The sequence below is a fragment of the Prosthecobacter sp. genome, from assembly GCF_020439865.1.
GTDB lineage: Bacteria > Verrucomicrobiota > Verrucomicrobiia > Verrucomicrobiales > Verrucomicrobiaceae > Prosthecobacter.
In genome coordinates this window covers 24,043-50,521 of the sequence record NZ_JAGRPF010000138.1, presented here as the reverse complement: position 1 = coordinate 50,521, position 26,479 = coordinate 24,043, and the positions used below count along the sequence as shown (strand labels likewise).

At 59.9% G+C, this 26,479-nt stretch carries 19 protein-coding genes and 1 other RNA gene; 11 read left to right on the top strand and 9 right to left on the bottom strand.

Translation table 11 applies throughout. From position 1 onward, the window contains the following. The first annotated feature begins 117 nt into the window (after positions 1–117). A complete protein-coding gene (gene lexA, locus KDL09_RS16470; RefSeq protein ID WP_294387409.1) occupies positions 118–753 on the top strand; it encodes a transcriptional repressor LexA in 636 nt (211 codons plus the stop codon). A gap of 6 nt (positions 754–759) precedes the next feature. On the opposite strand, the gene KDL09_RS16465 is transcribed toward lexA, so the two are convergent. From KDL09_RS16465 to deoC, 5 genes are all read right to left on the bottom strand, one after another. Then, entirely contained in the window at positions 760–2,235 is a 1,476-nt protein-coding gene (locus KDL09_RS16465) for a carboxypeptidase M32 (RefSeq protein ID WP_294387407.1), read from the bottom strand. Between the two features lie 40 nt (positions 2,236–2,275). Next, entirely contained in the window at positions 2,276–3,142 is an 867-nt protein-coding gene (locus KDL09_RS16460) for an aldehyde dehydrogenase family protein (protein ID WP_294387406.1), read from the bottom strand. A gap of 67 nt (positions 3,143–3,209) precedes the next feature. Beyond that, positions 3,210–3,791: a hypothetical protein gene (locus tag KDL09_RS16455; RefSeq protein ID WP_294387404.1), complete on the bottom strand. Its 582-nt coding sequence runs from the start codon at positions 3,789–3,791 to the stop codon at positions 3,210–3,212. Positions 3,792–3,870: 79 nt separating this feature from the next. Next, positions 3,871–5,367 (bottom strand): aldehyde dehydrogenase family protein, encoded by a 1,497-nt coding sequence (locus KDL09_RS16450; protein ID WP_294387403.1) that lies wholly within the window; start codon positions 5,365–5,367, stop codon positions 3,871–3,873. Between the two features lie 11 nt (positions 5,368–5,378). Beyond that, positions 5,379–6,317: a deoxyribose-phosphate aldolase gene (gene deoC, locus KDL09_RS16445; RefSeq protein ID WP_294387401.1), complete on the bottom strand. Its 939-nt coding sequence runs from the start codon at positions 6,315–6,317 to the stop codon at positions 5,379–5,381. Positions 6,318–6,403: 86 nt separating this feature from the next. Here deoC and KDL09_RS16440 point away from each other — a divergent pair, with 86 nt between their 5' ends. Beyond that, complete coding sequence (locus tag KDL09_RS16440; protein WP_294387400.1) at positions 6,404–7,675, top strand: Glu/Leu/Phe/Val dehydrogenase; 1,272 nt, start codon at positions 6,404–6,406, stop codon at positions 7,673–7,675. On the opposite strand, the gene KDL09_RS16435 is transcribed toward KDL09_RS16440, so the two are convergent. After that, positions 7,676–9,691 (bottom strand): helicase C-terminal domain-containing protein, encoded by a 2,016-nt coding sequence (locus KDL09_RS16435; protein WP_294387398.1) that lies wholly within the window; start codon positions 9,689–9,691, stop codon positions 7,676–7,678. A 152-nt stretch (positions 9,692–9,843) separates the two neighbouring features. On the opposite strand from KDL09_RS16435, the gene KDL09_RS16430 reads away from it, so the two are divergent. Then, complete coding sequence (locus tag KDL09_RS16430; protein ID WP_294387396.1) at positions 9,844–10,851, top strand: metallophosphoesterase; 1,008 nt, start codon at positions 9,844–9,846, stop codon at positions 10,849–10,851. On the opposite strand, the gene KDL09_RS16425 is transcribed toward KDL09_RS16430, so the two are convergent. Then, on the bottom strand, positions 10,852–11,316 hold the full coding sequence (locus KDL09_RS16425) for a hypothetical protein (RefSeq protein WP_294387394.1): 465 nt from the start codon (positions 11,314–11,316) through the stop codon (positions 10,852–10,854). A gap of 134 nt (positions 11,317–11,450) precedes the next feature. Here KDL09_RS16425 and KDL09_RS16420 point away from each other — a divergent pair, with 134 nt between their 5' ends. Continuing rightward, entirely contained in the window at positions 11,451–12,095 is a 645-nt protein-coding gene (locus tag KDL09_RS16420) for an FHA domain-containing protein (protein WP_294387393.1), read from the top strand. Between the two features lie 8 nt (positions 12,096–12,103). Here KDL09_RS16420 and KDL09_RS16415 read toward each other — a convergent pair whose 3' ends face one another. Further along, positions 12,104–12,805, bottom strand: a complete 702-nt coding sequence (locus KDL09_RS16415) for a hypothetical protein (RefSeq protein WP_294387392.1) — start codon at positions 12,803–12,805, stop codon at positions 12,104–12,106. A 277-nt stretch (positions 12,806–13,082) separates the two neighbouring features. Here KDL09_RS16415 and KDL09_RS16410 point away from each other — a divergent pair, with 277 nt between their 5' ends. The 5 genes from KDL09_RS16410 to KDL09_RS16390 all read left to right on the top strand — a co-directional run bounded on the left by KDL09_RS16410 (position 13,083) and on the right by KDL09_RS16390 (position 22,228). Then, positions 13,083–18,623: an FHA domain-containing protein gene (locus tag KDL09_RS16410; protein ID WP_294387391.1), complete on the top strand. Its 5,541-nt coding sequence runs from the start codon at positions 13,083–13,085 to the stop codon at positions 18,621–18,623. A gap of 35 nt (positions 18,624–18,658) precedes the next feature. Beyond that, positions 18,659–20,149 carry an Hsp70 family protein gene (locus KDL09_RS16405; RefSeq protein ID WP_294387390.1) on the top strand — a complete coding sequence of 497 codons (1,491 nt, stop codon included), beginning with the start codon at positions 18,659–18,661 and terminating at the stop codon, positions 20,147–20,149. 29 nt (positions 20,150–20,178) lie between these two features. After that, positions 20,179–20,505 (top strand): hypothetical protein, encoded by a 327-nt coding sequence (locus KDL09_RS16400; RefSeq protein ID WP_294387388.1) that lies wholly within the window; start codon positions 20,179–20,181, stop codon positions 20,503–20,505. 33 nt (positions 20,506–20,538) lie between these two features. Beyond that, a complete protein-coding gene (locus KDL09_RS16395) occupies positions 20,539–21,240 on the top strand; it encodes a 16S rRNA pseudouridine(516) synthase (RefSeq protein WP_294387387.1) in 702 nt (233 codons plus the stop codon). A 103-nt stretch (positions 21,241–21,343) separates the two neighbouring features. Continuing rightward, positions 21,344–22,228, top strand: coding sequence for a polysaccharide deacetylase family protein (locus KDL09_RS16390; protein WP_294387384.1), 885 nt, complete (start codon positions 21,344–21,346; stop codon positions 22,226–22,228). 64 nt (positions 22,229–22,292) lie between these two features. Here the strand turns inward: KDL09_RS16390 and ssrS are convergent. Then, positions 22,293–22,474, bottom strand: a non-coding RNA gene (ssrS, locus tag KDL09_RS16385) — 6S RNA. 237 nt (positions 22,475–22,711) lie between these two features. Here ssrS and KDL09_RS16380 point away from each other — a divergent pair. Both KDL09_RS16380 and KDL09_RS16375 read left to right on the top strand, forming a co-directional pair. Then, positions 22,712–25,057 (top strand): DUF1592 domain-containing protein, encoded by a 2,346-nt coding sequence (locus KDL09_RS16380; RefSeq protein ID WP_294387383.1) that lies wholly within the window; start codon positions 22,712–22,714, stop codon positions 25,055–25,057. Between the two features lie 34 nt (positions 25,058–25,091). Continuing rightward, on the top strand, positions 25,092–26,426 hold the full coding sequence (locus tag KDL09_RS16375; RefSeq protein WP_294387381.1) for a DUF1552 domain-containing protein: 1,335 nt from the start codon (positions 25,092–25,094) through the stop codon (positions 26,424–26,426). Positions 26,427–26,479 lie beyond the last annotated feature (53 nt).

Below are 26,479 nucleotides of genomic sequence, written 5' to 3'. Positions count from 1 at the left end.
GTTTTTGAAGTGATTCGAAATCGCCATGCTCATGACTATGCGCCGAATCCGGCGCAGGAAAACTTCTTGCGCATGCCTTGTGAACAGGAATGTTCACCCGAACAGCCAACATTCCTCATGTTTCTCGACACCGACACCCGCCTCACGGCCCGCCAGCAGGAATTGCTCGAATACCTGCGCACCTACCAGCGCACGAACGGCGTCATGCCCTCCACGCGGGATATCCAGCGTCACTTCGGTTTTTCCAGTCAAACCGCCGCCATGAGCCACCTGCGGGCGCTCGAAAAGAAAGGTGTCATCCAGCGGCATCCTCACAAAGCACGCGCCGTCGTCTTTCCCGAGGATCTTGACCGTGCCGAAATAATCGACATTCCCGTTTTCGGTCAAATCCCCGCCGGCATGGCCGCGGCGGACATGGTGCAGCATGCGGACAAATGCATTTCCGTCGATGTGAACACCCTCGGCATCCCGCGCACGGCGAAAAGCTTTGCCCTTCAAGTCCGCGGCGAATCGATGATCGGCGCCCTCATCGGCGATGGTGATCTCGTCATCCTCGAAATCCGCGATCCAAGACCGCGGGACATTGTTGCCGCACTCATCGACGGTGAAACGACACTCAAGCGCTACCTCGTCAAAGACACCCAGCCCTTCCTGAAAGCCGAGAATCCAGAGTTTCCTGACCTCATTCCAGCGCGTGAACTTCTCATTCAGGGCGTCATGATTGGCCTAATTCGTCACGTGCGGCAGAACTGAGCCCGTTCATCCCACGTAGCGCTCCCGCAGGTGCGCGATGTGCCATTTCGCATCGGTCGGCTTGCCGGTCGCGTTCTCGATGATCTCCTGCGGCAGCAGCGCACCACCCTGTGAGTGCACATTGTCGCGCAGCCACTTCAGCAGCGGCGCGTAGTCGCACTTCTCCAGCGCGTTCGCGATTTTCTTCTGCTTCTTCGCTGCATGGAAAAGCTGCGCCGCATTGAGATTGCCGAGCGTGTAAGTCGCGAAGTAACCGAGTCCGCCCATGCTCCAGTGAATGTCCTGCAAGCAGCCGCGGCGGTCATCCGGCGGCGTCATGCCGAACAGTTCCCGATACTCTTCGTTCCACACCTTCGGCACATCTTTGACAGCCAGTTCGCCCTTCACGAGACGACGCTCGATGCCAAAGCGCAGCAGAATGTGCAGATCGTAGGTCGCCTCGTCCGCCTCGACTCGGATGAAGCTGAACTCGCTTCGCAGCATCTCCTTCATGAAGGCGTCCAACTTCACCTTTTTCAAATGCGGAAACAGCTCCTTCGCACGCGGCAGCCATTTCGCCCAGAAAGTGCGGCTGCGGCCCACATGATTCTCCCACAGACGGCTCTGCGACTCGTGGATGCCCAGCGACGCCGCACTGCCGCTCGGCATGCCGTAATCCAGCCCCGGCAGGCCCTGCTCATACAAACCGTGGCCTGCCTCGTGCATCACGCCAAAGAGCGACGACAGAAAATCCTTCTCGTCATAGCGCGTCGTCAGTCGCACGTCGCCGGGGCCGAGCGTCGTGCAAAACGGATGCGCCGTCGTGTCGATGCGGCCCGCTCCGAAATCAAACCCCAGGCTCTCCGCGATCTCGCGGTTCAAAATCTGCTGCTTCTCGATCGGATAGCGCCCCTTGAGCACGCCAGGCTTCACCTTCTTCGACCTCGCCACCGCAGCGCGTGCGATTTCGGCCAGTTGCGGCCGCAGTTTGGCAAACAGCGCCGCCACCTCACGCGTCTTCGCGCCGCGCTCATACAGGTCCAGCAGCGCGTCATACGGCTCATCTTCGTAGCCAAACAAATCCGCCTTCTTCCGGGCGATGCCAAGGATCTTCTCCAGATGCGGGGCAAACATCGCGAAGTCCGACTTCGACCGCGCCTCAGCCCACGCCGCCTTCCCTCTCGCGGTCACCTCACTTTCCTCCTCGACCAGTTTCTGCGGGAGCTTTGTCGCTTTGTCGATGTCGCGTCGCAAACCGCGCACGTTCGCCGCCTGCGTCGGATTCTCCGGCATCTCCGTCTCCGCGCGATCCAGCAGCTTCAGCGTCCGCTTCGAGGTCAGCAACGCGTGCGCCTTGCCTGTCAGATACGAAAGCTGCCTCGCGCGATGCTCCAGCGCCTTCTCCGGCATGTAAGTTTCCTGATCCCACCCCAGCACCGATTCAGTGGACGTGATGAGGGCGATTTCAGAGGTGACTTGGCAGAGAGACTGGTAGGCGGACATAGAGGTCGCCACAGTGACGCGCCTGCGACTGAGAGCAACCTCAAGCGCCGATCGGATGCCACGTCGTCTTGAATTCGATCAGCGCCCGAATCTCCTCCGCGCCCTGCAATTTGTCCGCTAACCAGTCGATGGGTTCCTCGGCCTTCAGCAAACACACACGCTTTACGCTCTCCGCCGCGCCGAGGCGCAGCGCCTTGCGCTCCTCCGCATTCGCCACACCACTGATCGCACGCAGATGCTCGTGCGTGGCAAAAGTGGGGATCAACTCGCTTCGCACGCCGGTGAGCAGGTTCACCACGCCGCCGGGCAGGTCGCTTGTGGCGAGCATTTCGCCCAAGAGGATGCTCGGATACGGCTGCGTGATGCTGGCGAGCGCCACGACGCTGTTCCCGCTCGTGATCGCGGGCAGAATCAGCGACAGCAGGCCCAAAACGGGCGCGTCATCCGGCGCGAGGATGCCGACGATGCCCATCGGCTCGGTGACGGTGAAATTGAAGTGGGCCGAAGCCACCGGATTCACGCTGCCGAGCACCTGCTCGTATTTGTCCGTCCACCCCGCGTAATGCACCACGCGCTCAATCGCCGCCGCGACCTCGCGCGAGGCCTCCGACTTCGAAACGCCGCTCAACGTGATGCTGTCCGCCAATTCGACGCCCCGCGCCTCCATCATCTCCGCCAGCCGATACAAGATCTGCCCGCGATTGAACGCCGACCTCTTCGCCCACCCCGGCCCCGCCTTCGCCGCCGCCTCCACGGCATTGCGCAGATCTTTGCGCGTGCATTGCGGGATGTTTGCGAAAAACGCACCCGAGGCGTCATGCAACTCGGTCACGCGTCCGCTTTCGCTGCGAATGAACGCTCCGCCGACATAGCATTTGGGGGTTTTGGTGATGTGAAGGCGGGTCATGAATTGGAAGCGTTGGATGTGGCGGAGCGGGCAAATGACGAAACCAGAATGGCGAATGACGAAAAACTCAGTAACCGAAGTGTGATGGCGACACGAGCGCACCTATGATATCGACATAGGTCTCAAACTCGGGTGGCAAAGGTCTTTGGAAGGCTATCTCTTTTTGTGGGTCAACATTTCGCCCAGACTTGCGGCATAAAAACAATCTCTCGTTCAATTCCGGATAACCGCGCAATCCTGCCAGTTCGAGATGTTTAACTTTCTCGTAATCTCGGGAGTGAAGCTTTCTGTATGACAGCTTGGGCCTTCCATCGATCCAAGTGGTTTTGCACAAGGATATGCTCTCGCCAATAATCAAGACATCCCGCTGCTGCTTCGTGCCCTGCCAAAGCGTGACTTTCACAGGCACATTCAGCGAAATAGACTCATTGGGGAATACGATTTCGTCACAAGCTGTAACAGACTTTATTTTTTCAATTTGGCTGCAACGGAAAAAGTTTTTGGTCACATAGCAGCAAAACAAAACACGCTCCGCCGACAGGTTGAATCCTTTCCAATCATTGTTGTCACGAAATTCGTCAAACACAGCAATGCGGCATGTGTCATCAAGTGTCTGAAGCAAAGCATAACCACCGCAACGCAACTTCACAGAGTAAACCGCGTGACATCTTGCGATAGATCTTCTGGGTTTCATTTTAGAGCTCCTGTATTGTTAAATCAGGCCGCGCTCAAAGCGCCTTCAAGTAATCCAGCAGCCCCTGCTTCCCGCCTTCGCGGCCAAACCCGCTCTCTTTGTAGCCTCCGAACGGGCTGGTGGGATCAAATTTGTTATACGTGTTCGCCCAGACGACGCCGGCTTTGAGGAGCGTGCTCATTTTGAGGATGCGGCTGCCTTTGTCGGTCCAGACGCCGGCGCTGAGACCGTAGGCGGTGTTGTTGGCTTTCTCGACGGCTTCCTCCAGCGTGCGGAAGGTCAGGATGCTCAGCACGGGGCCGAAAATCTCCTCGCGGGCGATGCGGTGGCTCATGCTGACGTTCGCGAAGATCGTCGGACGGAAGAAGAAGCCCTTCGCGGGCAGTTTGCAGCCGTTGTCGTGCTTTTCCGCGCCTTCCTCGACACCGCTTTTGACGAGGTCGGTGATTTTGGCGAGCTGCTCGGCGCTGTTGATGGCACCGAGGTCGGTGTTTTTGTCGAGCGGATCGCCGACGCGCAGCGTGGCGATGCGGCGTTTCAGTTTCGCCAGCACTTCATCGGCGATGCTTTCCTGCACGAGCAGACGCGAGCCTGCGCAGCAGACGTGGCCTTGATTGAAGAAGATGCCGTTCACGATGCCCTCCACGGCTTGATCAAGCGGCGCATCGTCGAAGATGATGTTCGCGGCCTTGCCACCGAGTTCCATCGTCATCTTCTTCTCCGTGCCTGCCAGCGAGCGCATGATGATCTTCCCGACCTCCGTGCTGCCGGTGAAGGCCACCTTCGAGGTGAGCGGATGATTGATCACTGCTGCGCCGGTCTCGCCCGCTCCACTGACGATGTTCACGACGCCATTCGGCAATCCGGCCTCCTGGCAAATCTCGCCAAACTTCAGCGCGGTGATGCTGGTGGTCTCCGCAGGCTTCAACACGACGCAATTTCCCGCCGCGAGGGCCGGCGCGATCTTCCACGCGAGCATGAGCAGCGGAAAATTCCACGGAATGACCTGCCCCACGACGCCGTGAGGTGCGAGCTGGCGTCCCGGTGCGAGGAACTCGAGTTTGTCCGCCCAACCGGCGTGATAAAAGAAATGCGCCGCCGCCATCGGCACGTCGAAGTCACGCGATTCCTTGATCGGCTTCCCACCATCCATCGTCTCGGCCACCGCGAACTCCCGCGCATGATCCTGCAGCAACCGTGCGATGCGATACAGATACTTCCCGCGCTCCTTCCCAGGCATCTTGCTCCAAACTGTCGTGAACGCCTTCTGCGCCGCCTTGCAGGCCGCATCGACATCTGACGCATCCGCGAGCGCAATGTCCGCGATTTTTGCCTCCGTGGCCGGATTGATCGTCGCAAAATACTTCCCGGAGTGCGGAGCCACGAATGCGCCACCGATGAAGAGATTATATTTCTTCTTCACCTTCGGATCCGCTGTCTCCGGCGCAGGATCAAACTCCCACAGATCGCCAAACACGAATTCGCGGGCGGGATTGGTCTTCGGTTTGGATTTGGAAGATGTCTTCGGCATACCCGGGTGAATTAATAGCCTTCGGTCGCCTCGCTGAAGTTCCACGGGGCCTGGTAGGCGCCGGTGCGTTCTTTTTCGAGCTGGCGGACGAGGTCGTTGAGCAGGGCGGAGGCGCCGAATCGGTAGCGGCGGTTGTTCAGCCATTCGTCGCCGAGTGTTTCTTTGACGGCGATGAGAAATTGCAGCGCCTGCTTCGCTGTGCGGATGCCACCAGCTGGTTTCATGGCGATGGGAACGCCGGTGGCGAGGAAATGATCGCGAATGGCTTCCAGCATGACCTGGTTGTTGCCGAGCGTGGCGTTCGACGACGTTTTGCCGGTGCTGGTCTTGATGAAGTCGTTCGGGCGGATCACACGCATCGCCAGAAAGCTCGCGGCGCGGATGTTGTCGTAGGTTTCGAGTTCGCTGACTTCGAGAATGACCTTGAGCGTCGCCTCGCCGCAGGCTTCGACCACGGCGGCGATTTCGTCCTGCATGAGGCCGAATTCACCGCTGAGAAAGGCGCCACGATTGATCACCATGTCGATTTCGTCGGCACCATCGTTCACGGCAGCATGAACTTCGGCGAGGCGCGTTTTCAGTGGAGCCTGTCCGCTTGGAAACGCGGTCGCCACGGAGGCAATTTTCACTTGGGTGCCGCCGACATGCTTCTTCGCATGCTTCACCATCGCGGGATAAACGCACACCGCGGCGGTTTGCGGAATGTCGCCCTGATCGTGCGGGCAAAGCGCTTTCTGACAGAGCGAGGCGACCTTGCCGGGTGTGTCCTTGCCTTCGAGCGTCGTTAAATCGACCATCGAAACGGCAAGACGCAGCCCGAAGACCTTCGACTTCTTTTTGATGCTGCGAGTGGTGTATTTGGCCACGCGTTCCTCAATGCCGACATAATCGACGGTGCCGATTTCATCGAACAATCGGCGGAGGTTGGCGGGCGCTTTGACTGCGGGCATGGCGATCTTCTACATGAGAGACTGCCCGACTGACAATGACAGATTCCGTGCTCGCAGAATCTCCGGCGTGCGTATTCTCCGGCACCATGAGCAACATGATCCCCCAGGTGTATGACTCTCCGATTTTTCGCATGGCCTGCCAGCAGTTTGATTTGGTGGCCGATTTTTTGGAGATCCCGGAATGTTCCCGAGACCGTCTTAAAATGCCCAAACGCGCTGTGAGCGTGGCGATGCCGGTGCGAATGGATGACAACTGCACGAAGGTTTTCATGGGCTATCGGGTCCAGCATCATCTCACGCTTGGGCCGACGAAGGGCGGCACCCGGTTTCATCCGGACGTGACGCTGGGTGAGGTGGCCGCACTGGCGATGTGGATGAGCTGGAAGTGCGCGCTCACAGGGCTGCCGTATGGCGGTGCCAAAGGCGGCGTGACCTGCGATCCGCGCGCACTTTCGCTCAATGAACTGGAGCGCGTGACGCGGCGTTACACGCAGGAACTGATTCCGTTCATCGGTCCGCAGATCGACATTCCTGCGCCGGACATGGGCACGAATGAGCAGACGATGGCTTGGATGATGGACACGTATTCGCTTCAAACAGGCCACTGTGTTCCAGCAGTCGTGACGGGCAAGCCAGTGAGCCTCGGCGGATCGCTCGGACGTCGTGAATCGACCGGCCGCGGTGTGGCCTACCTGATTTCGCGTGCGATGGACACGGTGGGCATCGCCGCACAGGGTGCGACCGCCGTGGTGCAGGGTTACGGCAATGTCGGCTCGGTCGCGGCGGCTTCGTTGTCGCGCATGGGGCTCAAGGTGATCGCCGTGAGCGACGCGTATGGTGGTTTGCACAATGCGAACGGGATCGACCTGGCGAAGCTCGACGAGCACGTCGCTCAAACACGCAGCATCGTGGGCTTCGACGGTGCGGAACCCATCACCAACGAGCAATTGCTGATCACGCCTTGCGACATCCTAGTGCCTGCCGCTCTGGAGCGTCAGATCACGGGTGAGAACGCCGCGAAGATTCAGTGCCGCATCCTGGCTGAAGCCGCCAACGGTCCGACCACTCCGGAAGCGGACGCCATCATTTCCCAGCGTTCCGAGATCTTCCTGATCCCCGACATTCTTTGCAACGCCGGCGGCGTCATCGTCTCCTACTTCGAATGGGTGCAGGATCTGCAAAGCTTCTTCTGGGACGAGGGCGAGGTGATGAGCAAGCTCTACCGCATCCTCGAAAAAGCCTTTGTGGAGGCCCTGAACTTCAGCCGCAGACGCAACGTCGGCATGCGCTTCGCCGCGCTGAGCCTCGGCATCCAGCGTGTGCATGAGGCGAAGCAGATGCGCGGCCTGTTCCCATGATCATCCCAATACTTCCGTCGGGCACTCTGGCAAAGATGCCAGAAACGCGCGACCATATGGCTTCGTGAGAATGCGGTTGTCGAGAATGGCGCAGATGCCTTTGTCGGTGGCGGTGCGGATGAGTCGGCCGACGCCTTGGCGGAGTTTGAGAATGGCCTCGGGCACGCTGTATTCGGTGAAGGCGTTGAGACCCTGCTCAGTGAGATGCTCGAGGCGCGAGGCGGTGAGCGGATGATCCGGCACGGCGAAGGGCAGGCGCGTGATGATGACGTTGCTGAGAGCGTCTCCGGGCACATCGACCCCGGTCCAGAAGCTGTCAGTTCCGCAGAGCACGCTATGCGTGTCGTTCTTGAAGTCAGAAAGCATTTGATGCCGTGGCATGCCACGTCCCTGCACAAGCAGGCGCCAGCCGCGTTTTTTGCAGTGCTCCTCGAGATTGTCCGCCAGCGAAGTCATCTGGCTGTAGCTGGTGAAGAGGATGAAGGCGCGGCCGATGCTGAGGTCGATGAAATGCGTGATCCAGTGTTCGAGCTGGTCGAGGTAGCCCGGTTCGGACGGCTGCGGCATCTTCTTCAACAGATACAGTTTCATCTGCTTCTGGAAATCGAACGGGCTCTCAATGCAGGCCGCGCGCGCTTCCTCCGCGCCGACACGGTTGCGGAAGTAATTTAATTCTTCGTCTTGGCCGACACCGAGCGTGGCGCTGGTGAAGACGCAGGCCTTGCCGCTGGCGAAAAAGATCTGTCGCAGCCGCGGCGCGACATCGACGGGTGCGGTGTGGAAGGAGACGATGCGGTTTTCCGTGTTGGTGCGTTCGACCCAATGCACGTGGTCCTCGTTCTCCTGGTCGAGGAATGCTTTGATGCCAACGCGGATGGAAGTGAGCCGTTTGGCAAGGTCGAGGAGTTCGAGCTTGGTGCCTTCCTTGTTCACGGCATCGCCCGCTTTTTGCGCACGCAGGGAAAGCCGCTGCAGAGGAAGGGCGAGCGTGTCTTCGACGAGATTGGGCTCACGCACCCGGAACTCACGGCCGAGGGCGTTGAATTTGCAGCCTGCCTCGACGGCCCGGAAGAAGGTGTCCACATTTTCGAGCGTCTGCAGTACTTCGCGAATGCCGTCTTTGTCGCTGACGAGCTGGAAGAATCCTTTGCGCGTCTTGGGATTGTAGAGCCGGCCCAGTTCAAACTTGATGTTGGATTCGCTGATGTGCAGGCCAAAGGCGCGCGCGGCGACATTTTCGATGGTGTGTGCCTCGTCGAGAATGACGAAGTCCCGCGGGAAGAGGAAGTTGCAGTCCTCGGCGGTGGTTTCGTCGGCGGAGGCGAGCAGGGTGAAGAAGAGCGTGTGATTCAGCACGACGACATCCGCCTGCTCCATGCGGCGGCGCACGTCCTGATACCAGCAGCGGCTGCCGGGCGGGCAGCGGCGCGGCGTGCAGGCGTGCGGCTCGCTGCACACGAGCGACCAGACGCGGGCGCTGGGTGTGAAGTCGAGATCGCTGAGCGTGCCGTCCTCCGTTTCCGCCACCCAGTCGAGCAGGAGCTTCAGTTCGGCGGCTTCGGAGGTTGAGAAAAGATCGCCGGATTCGTTGAGCGCGCGTTTGAGACGCGTGGGGCAGATGTAGTTGCCGCGTCCTTTGAGAATCTCCGCGTGAAAGGGGCCGACGAGCTGTTTGACGATGGGAATGTCCTTCGTGATCAACTGCTCCTGCAGATTGATCGTGTGCGTGCAGATGACGGCCTTGCGCTTTTGCTCCAGCGCAAACGTGACGGCTGGCACGAGGTAGGCGAGCGATTTGCCAACTCCCGTCGCGGCTTCGCAGACGAACGCGTGATTGCCATCAAGCGCCGCGCCGACCAGCTCCGCCATGCGCTGCTGCTGCGGGCGGTACTCGAACTGCGGCGACTCCGCGAGCTTTCCGTCATGAGAGAAGGCATGGTGCATGCGCGGCGCCAGCGGCGGCCGTGAAATGCGGCCCGTGACCCCTTCTTCGTGATCTTCAGCGACGTGAAACATGCGGGCCGGGATAGCAGCGAGCGAAGAGCGGAGGGCAACGGGGTTTTTGTGTGTTTTGCTCGTTTGGAATTGAAAGCCATGCTGCCCGCATGGCTTCCGGCCTGCCAAACAAGTGCGAGATGGTGTGACGGTTGCGCGTTTGAGGCACCACGATGAAATCTGTTCCGCTTACCCGCCGCCGCGCCATCCAAACGCTGTTTTGCTCGTCTGCTGCGCTGGCTTTGAACATCCGCCCGGATTGCGCGAATGCTGAAGTTGCAAAAGAAGCGATGCATCTGCTGATGATCGGCGATTTTGGCACGGGTGCAGCCGACCAGCAGAAGGTGGCGGCGGCGATGAAGAAATTTGTGATCGACAAGGGAATTCAGACGTCCGGTTTGCTGCTGCTGGGCGACAATTTCTACAGTCTCGACAAGAGCGGCTTCAGCACGGATTCGCCGCGTTGGAAGGCGGGGATCGAGGAAATGTATCCGGCGGAAGTTTTCAGCGGGCCGATGTGGGCCGTGCTGGGGAATCACGACTACCATGACAATCCTGGCGGTGAAAAGGTGCAGCTCGCGTATGCGGCGAAGCCGGGAGTGCGCTGGAAGATGCCGTCGAAATGGTATCGCTTCGATCTCGGCCCGGCCGACAAGCCGCTGGTGACGTTCATTTGCCTGGACACCAATCTGCCCGCTGTGTCCGGCGGTGTGGACAAGAAGAAAAAGACGATGCGTAGTTCGATGACCGCGGCGGAAGAACAGGAACAGCTCGCCTGGCTGAAGGCAGAACTCGCGACGTCGCGTGCGCCGTTCACGATCGTGGTGGGGCATCATCCTCTTTATTCGAACGGTTCTCATGGCGACACGAAGGCGTTGCTGGAGCAATGGGAACCACTCTTCGAGGAGCACAAAGTCCATGCGTACCTCTGCGGTCACGATCACGACCTGCAGCATCTTGAGATGAAGGGACGCTTCACCACCCATCTGCTTTCCGGCGGCGGCGGTGCGAGCACGCGCAAGCTCAGCGGTACGCACAAGGTGCCGTTTGGAAAAGACGTGCACGGTTTCACGCATCTGCAGATCACAGCCGATGCGCTCACGTTCACTCATCACAGCGCCGATGGCACCGTGTTGCACTCCGTGACCAAAAAGCAGGACGGGAGCTTCGACCTCGGCTGATCACTTGTAGCCGGTGGCCATCGCGCAAGGCACATCCTTGCGCTTGCCTTCGTCAGTCTGATGAACGGCGATCATGTACATGCCGGTTTTCTTTGGCTTGTAGAACAGGACGAAGCCCCAGCCGTCGAGGACGGGCAGGATCTCGCCCGCAGGCTTTCCTTCCAGATCAAGCACGGCACCGGTGATGTGGACCCCCGACTTTTTCGGCACCGCGATGCAGAAGCAGTACTCGTTTCCTTTGTAGAGTTGCATGCGGGTGGCCTTGCCGACCTTGGCCTCGAGAGTTCGGGTCGTCATCTCGGCGCGGATGTTGTAGCCCTCCGCTTCCTGATCGTAGGCGAGGGCGCCGGCGGCTTTCTCAGCGTCTTCTCGGTCGTCGGCCTGCAGCCAGACCGACGGTGTGAGCAGCATCAAAGCACAGAATGCGATCGAGACGAAGGAGGATGGGGCGGCTGGAGTGTGCATGGCACGAAAGGCGAGGAATTTCACTCTCACACGTGAACATAGCCGTTGCATCAGGAAAATCCCAAGTTTCTGTTCTACGGTTCGTGCTTGGTTCAGGATTCGACGAACATTCACCCTCACCCCCCCTGCATTTCATGGCTTCGGTAGTTTTTTACATGGAGGACGGCACAACGCTCGTCCACACCCTCGAAAACGATGTCACCACCATCGGCAGGCACCCGGAAAGCAATGTGGTTCTGACCTGCCCATCCTCATCAGGGCGGCATGCCATCATCAAACAGACTGAAGACGGGGTGTACGTGCAGGATCTGGGCTCCAGCAACGGCACCCGGGTGAATGGAGCCGAAATCGAGGAAGCGCTGCTCAAAGACGGCGACCGGGTTGGCTTTGGAGATGTGCAGTCAGTGTTTTATGCGGGGGATGCCCCCGCCGTCCTTGAAGAAAAGCCGGTTCCTGCACCGCGCCTTTCCGCGCCGCTTCCACCACCTGACGTCAGTGTGGGGGACGCACCGCCGTCCGGCTCCAGGCCTGCGGCGTCGGCACGCGGACTCAGCCCGGTGCGCCGGGCTTATGGCAAGTCTTCAGCGAGCAGCTACCCTGACACGACGGAAAGTGGCTGCATGACCAGCGTCATCGTCACCGGCCTGTTTGTGATCGCCTTCGTGGTGGGGCTGGCCATGCGTCACTCGAAGGAAATGAATGGCAACATTGTTTCGGACACCATGGACAAGCTTTTTGGGTCCATGCCGAAGATTAAAATTGAGCGCAAAGAAGAGTAGGACTCTCTTCAGAGCGAGCGCTTGTAGCCGTCACAACGGTTGTGCCAGCCGGCCAGCCAGCGCTGCTCACGGCGATCCGGCGGGGCGTTCGCCACCCGGCGGCTCAGGACGCGTTTGGCGGCTTCACCAAACTGTACGTTCCAGGCGATGTAGCTGCTGGGCGACCTGCCCATCTCCTCCAGCACCTGAAGCAGGCCCCAGCCTTCGCCCTGATAACGTTCCTTGGCGCTGGTTCCTTCTCCTTTGAAGTTCACATAGTCGATCAGGCAAAAAATGCCCTCAGGGGTGGTTTTCAGGGATCCAAAAACCTGGCTAACCCAGGTCCGTTTGTCGGCCGGGGCGGACGCCAGCATCTTCGGCAGGGCGCGTTCCATTCGGGCCATGATGAATTCCGTCTGCTGGCGGACTGTTTTGCCGAGCAGGGCGCGAAGCTCCTGTTGGCGCGGCCCGTTCCGGTCGGCTTCAAAGGCGCCTTTGGTTGGCCAAGGGCAGGGACCCTTCGTCCAAGAGGGGGGCGGAACGCCTCGCGACTCGAGAAAAGCCATAAGTGGCGGGAAGCTCTCCTCAAAGGGGCCGCGGTGTCCCTGGGGATACCAGATGAAGTGACCGATTCCCAGGGAGGCGAAGTCCTCACCGGAATTCCAGCTCGTCAGGCCTGCCACGGTGCCGCCGCACTCGTTTTGCCAGATGCGTTTCCCGACCCGGTCCATTTGCGAGGAGGACAGATGCGTTTGAGCACCGCTGGGAGGGGCTGGGGCCGCGGAACACCCGCTTAAACAACCCGATGCCAGGGCGGCGAGGCCGAAAAACTTGAGGATTTGCCGTGCTTTCATATTTTAGAAATCTTAAATGATACTGTGCAATCGAACTGTTTTTGAAACAATAGTTCCGCCCCCCATCTTCCCCATCGACCAATTTCATTAAGTTTGATTCACTGATTTTCCACCCTTAATCTTTCGGCTCTCCAGCCTTCTTTGCGCGTCCGGCATGCCGTATCTGGCCTTCAATCTCAACGACGGAAATGAGTTCGTCTTCGATGTCCTCGAAGAACGGCTCACGATCGGGCGTGAAGCCAGCAATGACATCGTCATCGACAACACCTTCATTTCCAGCTTTCACGCCGAATTCGTGCGCCAGCCGGATGGTGGTTATGAAGTCGTCGATCTGAAGTCGTCCAACGGCACCTTTGTCAACGGCAGGCGGGTCGAACGGTTTCGCGTCAAAGGTGGTGATCGGATCATGTTTGGTCAGTTGGAGAGCCGGTTTCGTGAGCGGGCGCCCAAGGGGCTCGCTTCCGACGGCGGATCGAAGTCCGTTTCCACCTCCAAAGGACAGCCCAGCCGTGAGGACGGCAAGAAAGGCGACACCGAGAGCATCCCGGCTCGGAACAAGGAAGATCTTCCCAAGAACACCCCCGAAACCGGCAAGATCGAGGTCACCAAGCCGGTCGTGCAGCGCTCCCCGGCCGATTCACCCAGGGCCAGTGGTGGCACGCCCCCCGTCTCGTTCATTTCAAAGCCCTCTGCAGCGCCCGATCCCGCGGCTGCCAAACAGGCCGCAGAGATGCGTGAGGAGGTGGACAAGCTGACCCGCCAGCGTGATGCCCTGCGGGCCGAAAACGCCGTCGAGCAGAAACGGCGGGACGAGATCCGCTCCTTGGACGCCACGCTTGATGTTCGTCGCAAGGAACTCGGGCAGACCCAGACCGAGATCACAGGTTTTAAAGCCGAGCTCGAAAAACTCCGCGGCCAGGTGCAGAACGCTCGGGCCGACGTGGAGAACGCAAAGACGGATGCCGGCAAACTCGATGTCAAACGCCGTGATCTAGGCAACATCGAGAGCAAGCTCGAGTCCACCCGCACGCTGGTTGCGAAGGCAGAGGGTGACCTGGCCACCGCTCAGAGGAGTCTGCAGACCTTGCATGCCGAGGCCGATCAGCAGCGCAAAGAACGGGAAGCCGCGATCGCGAAGCTCGTGGCCGAGGAGGCCGCCGCGAAGAAAGAGGTGGCGTCCATCAACGAACTGCTGGCCACAGCGAAAAAGTCCGAGGCCGAACTCAAATCGCAACGCAGCGCCGAACTGCTGAGCCTGGAGGCCGATCTGGCCGCCAAACGCGCCACCTTTGATCAGCTCACTGCGGCCGTCGCAAAATCCGGCGAGCAGTCCAAAGCGAACGAAGCAGCGGCAGCCAAGGCCGCTGCTGAGGTCACGGCATCCACCGAAAAACTCAAGACGCTGCAGAACCAGCTCGCTGATGTCGAGACGAAGCTCAAAGAATCTGCGAAGCTTCAGGAGGAGGCGCTGAAGTCCGAGGCCGAGCTCAAGTCGAAGCGCACCGGAGAGCTCAAGGAACTCGAAACCCGGATGGCCTCCCAAAAGGCCGATTTCGCCAAGGCCCAGGCCGATCTCACGAAAGTGCAGGCTGATCTCGCCTCGCAGCAGGCCGCCCTTGGCAAAACATCGGAGGAGGTGAAGTCGCGTGAGGCTTCACTGGGAAAACTGACCGCCGACGAAGCGGCCACCACACAGAAGGTGGCTGCCTTGCAGAAGCAGGTCTCGGATGCGGATGCAGAGCTGAAACGTCTGACCGCTTTGCAGTCCGATGCTCAGAAATCCGAGGCCGAGCAGCGTGCGAAACGCAGCACGGAACTGCAGGATCTCGACAAGCAGCTGGACGCCCGTCGTGCGGATCTCACGAAGACCCAGGCGGAACTCACGAAAGTACAGGCTGAGCTGACCTCGCAGCAGGACTCGCTCAAGAAGGCGACCGAAGACGCGAAGGCGCGTGAAGCCACCGTCGCCAAACTCACCGCTGACGAAACGACCACCGCGAAGAAGCTCGCTGGCCTGCAAAAGCAGATCAGCGATGCCGACGCAGAGGTCAAACGTCTCGCGACGCTGCAGGCGGATGCACAGAAATCCGAAGCCGAGCAGCGTGCAAAACGCAGCACAGAACTTCAGGATCTCGATAAAAAACTAGACGAACGCCGTGCGGATCTCGCGAAGCTCGAGTCTCAGCGTGAGGCGAAGCAAAGCGAGATCGAGGCGGTCAACGCCTCGCTGAAAAAAGCCCAGGAACAGGTGCAGCACACGCAGTCGCAGATTGCGCAACTTGGTGGCGAGGAAAAGGCGATGACTGTCCGCGTCAATGAGCTGCGTGGAAACGAAGACCGCCTCAACGCCCTGACCCAGACGCTGGGACAGATGGAAAATCAGCGTGGCATGCTGGACGCCGCCATCGGTGCGCTTCTTGGCAGGCAGCAGTCTCACGAGGCCGATACCGCCGCCGCCGAACAGCGCATGACCTCTGTTCGTGCTCAACTGACCGAACTGGAGCAGCAGCACTTGGCCGCCGAGCAGAAGATTGCGGCCCTGAACACGCAAAAATCTGACGCCGAGGCGGATTTTGCCCGGCAGGAAAAAGAAGCTCTGGCAAAACTCGCCGACATCGACCGCCAGGCCAGGGAGACCCGGAAACTGGATGAGGCGGAGAGGGAGGAGGCTGAAAAACGCCAGGCAGACCTCGAAGCCCGGATCGCGGAGCGTGGAACCCGTCTTGCGGCTGTGGAGGCGCAGGTGAAGGAGCTGGAGGACAAGGCTGCCGACCTCACCAACAAGCTGGATGATCTTGCCTCGACCGACTCGAAACTCAAAGACACCACCGAGGCGCTCAAAGCCGTCGAATCGCACAAGGCCGAGGTCGTGGCGGCGGTCGCCGCGCTGGTAAAGGATCGTGACGAACGCACACGTGAGCTGTTGGCGGCCACTGAGCACGGTCGCGCGCAGACGCTCCTAACGCAGACGCTGACGCAGCGTCGTGAGGCGCTGGACAAGGAGATCCACCTCATTGAGGAGCAGAAAACCGAGCTTTCCCAGGCCATGGGCAAACTGCGCGAGCAGGTGCGTGTCATTGAGGGTGATCTCAAGGAGCGCGAAACCAAGCTCGCCGCCGCCGAGCAGCACACCAAGAATCTCGAAGGACTCGCCAGCACCGCCGAACAGAAGTTCAACACGCTGCAGGCAGAGCACCGGAAGCTCACCGAGCAACTGGCGGCCGCCAAAACGGATCTGGAACAGTCCACGGCCGCCGCGGTCGAGCGGAAAAAGGAAGCAGCTGCAGCAGCGGCGGCAGCCGAGAAGAGTTCTCAGCAGCAGCTGACGCTTGCCGAGAAAATCAGCGGATTGGAGGCCGTCATCGCCACTCTCACGTCGACCCATGCGAGCACGCAGCAAAAGCTCTCGGCCGCCGAGTCGGATCATCAGAATCTGCAGGATCGTGTGGCGGAACGGCAGAAAGAGATCACCGCCGCCGAAGCCCGTGTGGCCGAACTCAGGCAGCAGACCGCCGGTCTCGACGAGCGGGTGAAGGAACTCGCGGCCGCCAACAAGCAGTATGCCGAACTCAGCAGCAGCATCACCACCGCCACGCAGGAACGTGACAAGCTGCTGGCCGAAAGCCAGCGTCTGACGAAAGAGCGCTCCGAACTGGAGGCTCTGCTGCCTGACCTGCGCGGCAACGTGACGCAGACGCGCGCTGAACTGGACAATTTGAAGGCGGAACTGGCCGGGCTGACCAAGGATCGCGATGCTGCCGCAGCCACGCTGAAGGAGTCGATTGCACAACGCAAAGAATCTGACGCCGCTGTCGAAGCGCTGCGCTTGGAGTCGGTGAATCTCGACAAAATCCTTGGAGACAAGCGCGCGAATCTCGAAGCTGAGACAAAGGCCAAGCTCGCGGAGGCGAACGCTGCCGAAACGCGGCTTAAAGGTCTGCAGGAGCGCATTGCCGCCGCCGAGAAACGCGTGCAGGAGCTGGCGGATGTCGATGCCCGCATCGCGACCGCCACGAAGACGCTCAAGGAAACCGAAACGCAGCGCCAGGCGGAGGACAAGACGCTGGCGGATCTCACACGCAACCAGGACAAGCTGCGCAAGGAGATCGCCGCCCTCGAAATCTCGTTGAGATCCGAGACCGCCCAGCTCGCGGATCTGACCAAGACCGTCAAAGCGAACGAAGCGAAGGCGGTGGACGCCGAGAAACGTTTGGAGAAGGCCGTTGCCGCCCAGCAAGTGGCCGAGCAAAAGCGCACCGAGGCCGATGCCGCCGCCGAAAAGGCCCGCACAGAAGAAAAAAATCTCCGGAAGCAGATTCCGGCGCTCAACACCGAACTGGCGGGCATTCAGGCGTTGCTGGCGACGGTGACCAAGGAACGCGAGGAAGCCTCGCAGTTCGTCACGCGGTTGAATGTCACCACCGACAGTCAGAACAAGAAGCTGGCCGAATTGCAGCAGCAGATCACGCAACTCGAGGAGGCCCATAAAGTGCGTGAAGAGCGTGTGATGAAGGTCCAGGCGGACGTGGACAGGGAGGCCACTCGTCTCAAGGTGGCGCAGGAACAGTCGCGTGCGGCGGAGGTGCAGCTCGGTGATCTCGAGAAGGACATCAAAGAAGCGAAGGTGAAAGCCGATGCTGCGAAGAAAGAATCCGCCGTGATCGCAGGCGAGCTGCGCGAGCGTCTTGACCGCGTGCAGAACCTCAAGGCGGAAGAGGAACGTCTCATCAAGACGCTCGAATCACAGAAACAGGACATCCAGGGCGCGGATGAAGCGCTGAAGGAAGTGCAGTCCAAAATCGAGGCGCGCCGTCTCGAACTGGGTGAGTTCCTCAATGTGGGCGGCAAGATTCTCGGCCTCGGGCAGGCGTTGGCGGGACTGGAGTCACGCCAGACGGAGATCAACAAGTCCCTGCGCAAGGCCTCGGAGGAAGATCTGGCGATCCAAGTTAAGCTCAATGCGGCGCAGGAGGCGCTGAACCGCGAATCGGCCCGGGCCGAGCAGGCGCGCAAGGACCGCGAGTCCGCCGACGCCGAGTTCCAGAAGTTCAGCGCCGACATTCAGAAGCAGGCCGTCGCGCTGCAGAACTACGAACTGGAGCAGAAGAAGCGCATCGCCGAACTGGAGAAGCGCATCGCCGACCTCGGCACCACGCAGCAGCGGGCGGTAGGACAGATCGACGAGACGAAGGCCGAACTCGCCCGCTTGGAAGGCCGGAAGCAGGAATTTGCGCAGGCGGAAGCCCAGCTTAAGCAATGGCAGGACATCGAAAAACGCCTGCGCGGCCAGCTTGCCGAGCTGGAGGAGAAACACGAGATCATGCGCCGCGGCCTGCCGACGGAGGAGAGCACGGTGGTGATGTTTGCGAACGACATCATCAAACGCATCGACCTCATCGACGCCCTGGTGGCCCGCTACGTTGGCGTCAATGGCAGCGATGTGCCGCAGCAGCTCGTCACCCTGAGGGCTTCATTTGAGGACATTCTACACCAGCACGGCGTGACCGAATTCGACGTGCCGCCGGGCACGGAAGTCGACATCGATCTGCGCAAACGCATCGCCGTCGTGGATTCGCTGCCCGGCAAGGCCAAGCCGAGGGTGACCGAAAGCTGCCGCTCGGGTTTTATCTTCTCGCGTGGCGAGGGACACGAGATTATTCTGCGCAAGGTGGAGGTCCGGACCTCCAGCCAGTAGCCCCCTCATCCGGAATCTTTTTTACTCACATTGTTATGGCTGAATACGTTGGAATCGACCTTGGCACCACCCTCTCGGGGCTGGCCTACCTCAAACCCGATGGCAATCCCGAAATCGTGCCGAATGCCGACGGTGAACGTCTGACGCATTCCGTGGTGTTCTTTGATTCGCATGAGGATGTGAAGCTGGTGGGGAGCGCCGCACGGGACGGGGGTGAACCCGACCGCACCATCTTTCAGATCAAGCGCTACATGGATGATCCGGAGCATCTGGTGGAGATCGACGGCAAGAAGTGGACGCCTGCGGAAATCTCCGCGCTGATCCTCTCCAAGCTGAAACGCGACTGCTCGAAGATTTGCGGAGACATCAACGAGGTGGTCATCACCGTGCCGGCGAACTTCAATGAACTCGCCCGCAAGAGCACCATCGCAGCGGCGGAGATGGCAGGCATGAAGGTGAAGCGTCTGGTGAACGAGCCGACAGCAGCGGCGGTGTATTACGCGCACTCGCAGGGTGTGAAGGGGCGCATCCTCGTCTTTGATCTGGGCGGCGGAACGCTGGACACGACGATTCTCGAAGTTCAGGGCGACAACATCAAGATTCTCACTTCCGAGGGCGCACGTCACCTCGGCGGCAGCAACTTTGACGACATCCTGCTGGAGGCCTATGCCCAGCAGTACTCGAAACAGACCGGGGCTGCGCTGTACAGCGACGAGCGTCACCGCCGCCGCGTGCTGCAGGCCACGGAGGACGCGAAAAAAATGCTCTCAAAGCTCCAGCGCGTGAACGACACCGTGGCGAACGATCAGAACAGCGGCATCGCGCGAATCGACCTGAGCCGTGACCATTTCGAAGAGCTGATCCGCCACATGCTCACCCGCACGGTTTTCCTCGTCGAACAGGCACTGGACTCCGCCAAGCTGAAGCCATCCGACATCGACCATGTCGTGCTGGTGGGTGGCTCGACCCGCATTCCGAAGGTGAAGACCATGCTGGAAAAGATGTTCGGTAAAGCCCCAAAATCCTGCGGCAACGTGGACGAATGCGTCGCTCTGGGGGCTGCGCTGTTTGCGAAAAAGTCTGCGCGCATCCAGGAAGTCTGCAACGCGAGCTACGGCACCCTGGCCATGGTTTATAATGCAAAGACGAAGGAGGAGAAGCTGATGAACTCGGTCGTGATTCCCAAGAATACGCCGATCCCTTGCTCGCGCACTCAGGTTTACCAGACCTCAGAGGACAATGAGCGCGTGATCGAGGTGGACATCACTCAGGGAGAGGACGAAGACGCGAAGTTCGTCGATGTCATCGGCCGTCTGACGCTTGATGTGCCGCCCAACCGTCCGAAAGGCTGCGAGGTGGCGGTAACCTTCAGCTATGACGAGAACCAGCGCGTGCGTGCGCTCGTGGTGGACAAGGAGTCCGGTCGCAGCAAGGAAGTCAACGTGACCTACAAAGGCGCTGGCGTGCTGTCCGAAGAGGAGCTCAAGCGCCGCAGCCACCATCTTCGTGCCATGCGCATCGAATAAACCCTCAGTCTTAGAAGGAACCCAACATCATGTTCAAGATCCTCAAATCGCTCTCCAAATCGCTCAGCGGGAGCAAGCCTGCCGAACCGAAGTCCACCGCCAAGGCAGGCAGCCTGCTCGACAAGGTCAACAAGAGCGCGCCCGCAGCCGCCAAGGTGGAGACGCCGAAGACCCCGGAAGAGCTCTGTGGCATCACTCCGAAGATGCCCAAGGATGAAATCAAGGCGCAGTTGAAGCTGCTCTTCCGTCGTTACAATCGCAGCGCCTCCAGCTTGGATGCGAAGCTGCGTGGTGAGGCCGAAGAGATGCTTAATGCCATCGTATTGATGCGTGAGAAGCATTTTGGCACGATCTGATCGCGCTTTTGTCGGTGCAAAGTAAGTGAGGGCATGAAACTGGACCGTCTCATCGCCGGTCATCATGCCATGGGAAGGCAGGCGGCCCATCGTGCGATCGCGGGACGACGGGTACGCGTGAATGGAACGTGTGTGACCGACGGTCACCATCCGGTGGATCGTTTCACCCAGGTCGAACTGGATGAGGTGGTAATCCAGCGTCCGGAACGCGCCCTCTATCTGATGATGCACAAGCCGGCAGGCATTCTCAGCGCAACCAAGGACGATCTGCATCCCACCGTGCTCGATTTGATCGATGATCCGGACAAGCACACGCTGCACATTGCCGGAAGGCTGGATCGGGGGACGTCGGGCTTGGTTCTGCTTACAAATGACGGGCGCTGGTCCAAACGAATCATGGCCGCGGAAGAGAAGGTGCCGAAGGTGTATCTTGTCGAAACCCAAGAGGCCATTGCTCCCGAGGCCGTGGAGACTTTTGCTCACGGGTTCTACTTTCACACGGAGAACATCACCACATTGCCGGCGGAACTGGTCATTTTGGGCGAACGCAGCGCCCGGTTGACGCTGCATGAGGGGCGCTATCATCAGGTAAAGCGCATGTTTCATCGCGTGGGCAATCGCGTGCGGAGTCTCCATCGTGAGAGCATCGGTGCGATCACTCTTACGGCCGATCTTCCGCCGGGCGCGTGGCGGGCGCTGACAGACGCGGAAACACTGGCTGTATCCGGGTGCTGAGACACTGCTGCGACCGCCCTGATGGCCGTTTGTTTTTCAGAAAATCCAGCTTTCCCAGACGAATTTCAGCCCTTAGTCTTCGATCCTTGTGATCCCCCCACGCATGTATCTCAGCATTTGGTTTGGCATCATGTTGGCATCCCAGTCGGGCTGTACAACTCAAAAGGCTGCGAAGCCCGACAAGCTCGCCACGGAAGAGGCGCGCAAGGCGCTGCCTTATGAGGACAAGGAGAACCCGCTGGTGAAGCGGCTCAACAACCCTTCCTCAATGCCTGTGGTGCCGCCTGCGGGTGCGCGTGTGTCTTATTCCTCGGTCAAGATCGAGCAGAAGACATTGGCGATGACCTTTGATGACGGCCCGCATCCCAGCCTGACGCCAAAGCTCCTCGACATCCTCAAGGAACGGAACATCAAGTGCACCTTCTTCCTCATCGGCCAGCAGGTGAAGATGTATCCCGACATCGTGCGGCGCATGATCGCGGAAGGTCATGAGATCGGCAATCATACCTGGACGCACTGCAGTCTCACCAGCCGTTCCGACGACCAGATTCGCAACGAACTCAAAAAGTCAGAAGACGCCGTGTATGAGGTGGCTGGTATTCGCCCGCACCTCGTTCGTCCGCCCTATGGCGCCATCAACACGCGCATCAAAAACCTCATGTTCACCGAGTTCGGCTACTCGACGATCCTGTGGTCCGTAGATCCGCAGGACTGGCGTCGTCCCGGCGTCGCCGCTGTCACCAGCCGGCTTGTCAACGGTGCGCATCCCGGCGCCATCATGCTGTCGCATGACATCCATTCGCCGACCATCGCTGCCATGCCGGCGATGTTCGACCAACTTCTGGCCAAGGGGTATCAGTTTGTCACCGTCAGCCAGCTCCTGAACATGGAAAAGGCTTCGATGCCTGTCGGTGTGATCATCCGTCCCGCCGAACCGGTGGGTGACAAGGATCCCAAGCCCTTGCCACAGACCAAGCCGAAGGCCTGAAGACTGTCCGCCTCTTGCGGAACTCCGCAAAAAAAGAAAGCGCCCCGGGCGGAGCCGGGACGCTTTCAAACCCGCCTGTGCCGTCCGAATACAAAGGGCTCACGTATCCCATGAGACCAGGTGGGAACCCGCGTGATGAAGCTCTGTCTTCCAGTGAAGGCATGACATGTCACTTCAGCGCGTAGCCCCCGCAGTTGATGAATCGGGCCGGGCCACAAAGCTCGAAAACGAACACCGCAGGAAAGGGGCGGCCGCACGAGACGGCCGGAATTTCAAAGATCAGATGCCGCGAACGGCAACGATTGCGATCTTACTGTGTCCGACGCAATCAGGCAAGATCGGGTTCAGGGTCTCAAGTCTTGTCGTTCGTTGACTGGTTTCTGGTGCAGGATGCGTGATCTGATCTTTCACGAAACGAGATGGCAGGGCCGACGTTCTGCTTCGTAGTTAGTCATAGGCCACATGCGTGTGCCTCATCGTTCCATGCCTTCATCTTCCTCCATTTTCTCGATCGTTTTGATACCCTGCCTGAATTTCGCAGGAGTTGCCGTAGGCGCTGTGCCCGATTTCAAAAAGGAAATCGAACCGATCCTCTCGCAGTACTGCTACGACTGCCACGCGGACGGCGTGTCGAAAGGCGACTTCGCGCTCGATGACTACAAGTCGCTGGACGAGCACCTGGCGGACATGCCGTTGTGGCTGCGGGTGTGGGACAACACGCGTTCCCAGTTGATGCCGCCCTCGAACAAGAAGCAGCCCACGGATGCGCAAAAGCGCCTGCTGGCAGAGTGGATTGAGCAGAAGGTGTTCAAGCTCGACCTCGACAATCCCGATCCGGGGCGCGTGACGATTCGCCGCATGAACCGTCAGGAATATGAGAACACGGTCAAAGACCTCCTCGGCGTGGATTTCGACGCCGAAGACGCGCTGCCGCCGGACGATACCGGCTATGGTTTCGACACGATTGGCGATGTGCTCTCGATCTCGCCGATGCTGATGGAGAAATACCTCGCTGCAGCACGCATGATCGTGTCCCAGGCCGTGCGTCCGCAGCAGGCGACGATTCCGGTTTTCTCGATCACCGGCGACAAGTTCAAGGCGGCAGCGCCCTCGAAAAAGACCGGCAAGTATCTCGCCTTCGCGCAGAGCGCCGAGGTGTCCGCGAAGTATGTCATCGAGCATCCGGGCGACTACAAGGTGACCGTTGAATACAAGATCGGCGGATCGGCCGAGGCGTCGGATCACACCGCCAATCTCAAGCTCGTCGTCAACGGCAAGGACGTCGATGACGAAAGCCTTGGCTGGGACAACCGCAAGAGCATCACCTTCTCCACCAAGACGGCGCTGGCCGATGGCGAGAACTTGCTGAGCTTTAAGGTAAACGAAACGGCACCGCCGAAGGAGGACGACAAGCCGTTGAATGCGAGTCTGCTGAAGATCACGCTGCAGGGACCGCTTGATGGCAGCCACAAAGTTTATCCGCGCGACTACTACCGCGTCTTCTACAAAGGAGCACCGCCTGCAGATCCGAAGCAGCGCGCCGACTATGCGCGAGAGATCCTGCGTCGCATCGCCGACCGTGCCTTCCGTCGTCCCGTGGACGAGCCGACGCTCGACCGCCTCGTGAAACTGGCGAATCTCGCCGCGTCGGAACCGAAGGCCACGTTTGAAGACAGCATCGCTCACGCCACCACGGCGATCCTTGCTTCGCCGCGCTTCCTGTTCCGCGCCGAGGTGCAGCCGGAGCCGGACAACCCGGGCAAGGTGGTGCCGCTGGACGAGTTCGCGCTCGCATCGAGGCTGTCGTACTTTCTGTGGAGTTCGATGCCGGACACGGAGCTGTTTGAACTCGCCAAGAAAGGAGAGCTGCGTGCGAACCTCGACGACGAGGTGGATCGCATGCTCGCCGATCCGAAGTCGCAGCGCTTCATTGAAAACTTCGTCGGTCAGTGGCTGCTCACGCGTGATGTGGAGGGCATCAACGTCGATCCGAGGCGCGTGCTCGGCATCAAGGATCTCAGTGCGGCCTTCAAAGTCTTCGGCTCGCGCCAGCGTCGCGCCATGCGTCTGGAGACAGAGTCGCTCTTCGCCTACTTGCTGAAGGAAAACCGCAGCGCGCTGGAGCTATTTACGGCGGACTACAGCTTCTTGAACGAGCAGCTCGCGAAGTTCTACGGCATCGACGGCGTGAAGGGCGATTCGATGCAAAAGGTCTCGCTGCCGAAGGACAGCCATCGCGGCGGCATCTTCACACATGGCAGCCTGCTGGTCGTCACCTCGAATCCGACGCGCACGTCGCCGGTGAAGCGCGGTCTGTTTGTGCTCGACAATCTTCTCGGCACGCCTGCACCGCCGGCTCCACCGAATGTGCCGACTCTCGAAGAGGCCAAAAAGGGCCACAAGAACGCGACCATGCGCGAGATGATGGAGATCCACCGCGAAAAACCTCTCTGCGCCTCCTGCCACGCACGCATGGATCCCATCGGACTCGCTTTGGAAAACTTCAATGCCGTCGGCATGTATCGCGCCGATGAAAATGGCAAGCCCATCGACACCGCGGGCAAGCTGATCACCGGCGAGACTTTCTCCAATGTCGAGGAACTCAGCCGCATCATGACCACCAGCCGCCGCACGGATTTTTATCGCTGCCTCGTCTCAAAAATGCTCACCTACGCCATCGGTCGCGGCACCGAGTATTATGATGCGCCCACCATCGACCGTATTGTGGCCGACTTGGAAAAGAATGGCGGCAAAATGCGCACGGTGTTGAGCGGCATCATCTACAGCGCTCCGTTCCAGAAGCGTCGTGGCGACGGCGCGCTGCGATAAACCTCTCCTGTCATCGTTTAAATAATAGAACCCCATGATCCAGCAATCCTCCACCAACCGCCGCCATTTCCTGCGCGGCCTCGGCACCTGCCTCGCGCTTCCAGCGCTGGAGTCGTTCGCCGCTCCGGCGCGTGCGGCCGCCGCGCCGCGTCGCATGGCCTTTCTCTACATTCCGAACGGCGTCATTCTCGACAAGTGGCGGCCTGTTGGCGAGGGCGCGGACTTTCAGTTTGGTCCCACCATGGCGCCGATTGCGAATTTCAAGAATGACCTCCAGATCTTCACCGGATTCGAGCAGGCCAATGGCTGGGCCGGTCCGGACGGCGGTGGCGACCATGCCCGTGCGAACTCCACCATTCTCACCGGCGCGCGGCCGCGCAAAACGGCCGGCTCCGACATTCACGTGGGCATCTCGGTCGATCAGGTCGCCGCACGCGAGGTCGGCGGGGCTACGCGCTTCCGCTCGCTGGAACTCACCTGCGACTCCGTGCGCGCCTCCGGCGCCTGTGACTCCGGTTACTCATGCGCCTATCAGTTCAATCTCTCCTGGCGCACCGACACCAGCCCGGCCACACCGGAAGCGGTTCCGAGCCAGGTGTTCGAGCGCCTCTTTGGTGCGGGTTCCGGAGAGGAGCGTGCGCGTTCGTATCTCGCCCGTCAGGAAAAACAGCGCTCCATTCTCGACTTCGTGCTCGATGACGTGAAGACGCTCGACAAGCAGCTCGGTCGCAACGACCGCAACAAGCTCGACGAGTACCTCACCGGTGTGCGTGAAATCGAGCAGCGCATCGACGCTTCGAAGCGTTTCGGACCGCCGCCGGATCCCGGTTTTGACTCACCTGCGACCGGCATCCCCTCCAGCTACGAGCAGCACATCCGCCTGATGATGGACATGCAGCTTGTCGCGTTCCAGACGGACAGCACGCGCATTTCCACGCTCCTGCTCGCGCACGATGGCAGCAATCGCAGCTTCAAGGATATCGGCGTTTCCGACGGTCATCACTCGCTCTCGCACCATCAGCTTGATCCGGTGAAGATCGCGAAGATCGAAAAGGTCGACCTTTTCTACATGCGCCAGCTCGCCTACTACCTGGAACGCATGAAGTCGCTCAAGGACGTCGACGGCGGCACGCTGTTGGACAATTCCATGGTCGTTTATTGCGGCGGACTTTCCGACGGCAACCGTCACAAGCACGACGACCTGCCTGTGATCGTCGCTGGTCGCGCCGGAGGTGCTTTCAATCCCGGCCGTCACGTGAAACTCGAGGGCAACACGCCCATGTCGAACCTCTACGTGCGCATGCTCAACGAGATGGGCGTGAAGGCGGATCACTTCGGCGATTCCACCGGCAAACTCGCCACCATCTGACCTCTGGGCGGCGCGTTGAGCGATCCGGCTTGTGTTATCATAACACGTTGAAT

Bases quoted from the DNA above. Each gene is read 5' to 3' on its own strand.
- lexA (WP_294387409.1), top strand. From the start codon at position 118: ATGTTTCTCGACACCGACACCCGCCTCACGGCCCGCCAGCAGGAATTG.
- KDL09_RS16465 (WP_294387407.1), bottom strand. From the start codon at position 2,235: ATGTCCGCCTACCAGTCTCTCTGCCAAGTCACCTCTGAAATCGCCCTC.
- KDL09_RS16460 (WP_294387406.1), bottom strand. From the start codon at position 3,142: ATGACCCGCCTTCACATCACCAAAACCCCCAAATGCTATGTCGGCGGA.
- KDL09_RS16450 (WP_294387403.1), bottom strand. From the start codon at position 5,367: ATGCCGAAGACATCTTCCAAATCCAAACCGAAGACCAATCCCGCCCGC.
- deoC (WP_294387401.1), bottom strand. From the start codon at position 6,317: ATGCCCGCAGTCAAAGCGCCCGCCAACCTCCGCCGATTGTTCGATGAA.
- KDL09_RS16440 (WP_294387400.1), top strand. From the start codon at position 6,404: ATGAGCAACATGATCCCCCAGGTGTATGACTCTCCGATTTTTCGCATG.
- KDL09_RS16435 (WP_294387398.1), bottom strand. From the start codon at position 9,691: ATGTTTCACGTCGCTGAAGATCACGAAGAAGGGGTCACGGGCCGCATT.
- KDL09_RS16430 (WP_294387396.1), top strand. From the start codon at position 9,844: ATGAAATCTGTTCCGCTTACCCGCCGCCGCGCCATCCAAACGCTGTTT.
- KDL09_RS16425 (WP_294387394.1), bottom strand. From the start codon at position 11,316: ATGCACACTCCAGCCGCCCCATCCTCCTTCGTCTCGATCGCATTCTGT.
- KDL09_RS16420 (WP_294387393.1), top strand. From the start codon at position 11,451: ATGGCTTCGGTAGTTTTTTACATGGAGGACGGCACAACGCTCGTCCAC.
- KDL09_RS16415 (WP_294387392.1), bottom strand. From the start codon at position 12,805: ATGGACCGGGTCGGGAAACGCATCTGGCAAAACGAGTGCGGCGGCACC.
- KDL09_RS16410 (WP_294387391.1), top strand. From the start codon at position 13,083: ATGCCGTATCTGGCCTTCAATCTCAACGACGGAAATGAGTTCGTCTTC.
- KDL09_RS16405 (WP_294387390.1), top strand. From the start codon at position 18,659: ATGGCTGAATACGTTGGAATCGACCTTGGCACCACCCTCTCGGGGCTG.
- KDL09_RS16400 (WP_294387388.1), top strand. From the start codon at position 20,179: ATGTTCAAGATCCTCAAATCGCTCTCCAAATCGCTCAGCGGGAGCAAG.
- KDL09_RS16395 (WP_294387387.1), top strand. From the start codon at position 20,539: ATGAAACTGGACCGTCTCATCGCCGGTCATCATGCCATGGGAAGGCAG.
- KDL09_RS16390 (WP_294387384.1), top strand. From the start codon at position 21,344: ATGTATCTCAGCATTTGGTTTGGCATCATGTTGGCATCCCAGTCGGGC.
- KDL09_RS16380 (WP_294387383.1), top strand. From the start codon at position 22,712: ATGCCTTCATCTTCCTCCATTTTCTCGATCGTTTTGATACCCTGCCTG.
- KDL09_RS16375 (WP_294387381.1), top strand. From the start codon at position 25,092: ATGATCCAGCAATCCTCCACCAACCGCCGCCATTTCCTGCGCGGCCTC.